Genomic DNA, 1,191 nt, shown 5'->3' with positions numbered 1-1,191 from the left:
GTGGCCGGGTCAAACAGATCACTGGCGTATTCCAGTTCACCGGTTAACCCGTTTTCGGTATCACTGAGTGACAGTGACAAATCAAACTGGGTGGTTTTTCTGTCTAACGGCAGTTCACTGAGCGTCAATGCCGGCAGATCAAAATGCTGTTGCTTGGCGGTATTGTCCAGATCCAGCATCACCTGAAATACCGGGCTGTGACTCAGGCTGCGTGGCGGTTGTAATGCCTCCACTAACTGCTCAAAAGGTAAATCCTGATGGGCGTAAGCGTCCAGCGCATGGGCTTTAACACGGGCTAATAACTGCCGGATGGCAGGGTTATCTTCCAGCCGGACCCTTAAAGCCAGTGTATTGGCGAAGAACCCCATCAGCGGCTCTAACTCACGGTACTGGCGGTTGGCGACCGGTGTGCCGATAACCACATCGGGTTGTCCGCTGAGCCGTGACAGTAAAACCGCCCAGCCGGCCAGCAGGGTCATAAACAGGGTGGTGCCGTGACGCTGGCTCAGGGCGTGTAAACCGGTACTGAGTGCCGGGGGCAGGGTAAAGCGTACCAGATCTCCCCGATAGCTTTGCTCCGGCGGACGGACACGGTCGGCAGGGAGTTCCAGCAAAACCGGCGCGTCCTGTAGTGTATTGCGCCAGTAATTCACCTGCTGGTCCAGCCTGTCTCCCTGCAACCATTGGCGCTGCCACAGGGCGTAGTCAGCGTACTGGATGGGCAGCGGTGGCAGCGGATCGGGCTGTTGTTGGCAGAAGGCCTGATAAAGGGCTGAGAACTCTTTCGTCAGGACCGTCAGCGACCAGCCGTCAGAGATAATATGGTGCTGGGTTACCAGCAGAATATGGTGTTGATCCGCGAGTTTCAGCAATTGGGCGCGGGCTAACGGCCCTTGCGCAAAATCAAAATCCTGCCGGGCTTCCGCCTGTGTTGCCGCTTCCAGGGCCATTTGCTGCGCTGCCGGGGATAGCGGGCTGAGATCGTGGTATCTCAGGGCAAAGCCCCGGCCCGCCTCACTGATAATCTGGCGCGCTTCCCCGTCGATAACGCTGATCGTGGTGCGCAGAATTTCATGACGGGCGACGATGCGATCGAGTGCGGCTTGCAGGGCGGCCAGATTTAAAGCGCCGTGCAGTTCTAAGCCGCCGGCGATGTGATAGGCGGCCTGCGCGGCGCTGTCCAGTTGAGCC

Annotated in this window: 1 protein-coding gene; it reads right to left on the bottom strand. The window is 58.4% G+C overall.

The window, feature by feature from the left end:
• A partial coding sequence (locus ABLA85_RS18945; protein WP_367965851.1) for a condensation domain-containing protein occupies nucleotides 1-1,191 on the bottom strand: 1,191 nt, incomplete at both ends.

Source organism: Xenorhabdus sp. SGI246, assembly GCF_040838225.1.
Lineage (GTDB): Bacteria > Pseudomonadota > Gammaproteobacteria > Enterobacterales > Enterobacteriaceae > Xenorhabdus > Xenorhabdus indica.
The sequence above is the reverse complement of the archived record's forward strand: the minus strand, read 5'-3'. Positions and strand labels throughout refer to the sequence as shown.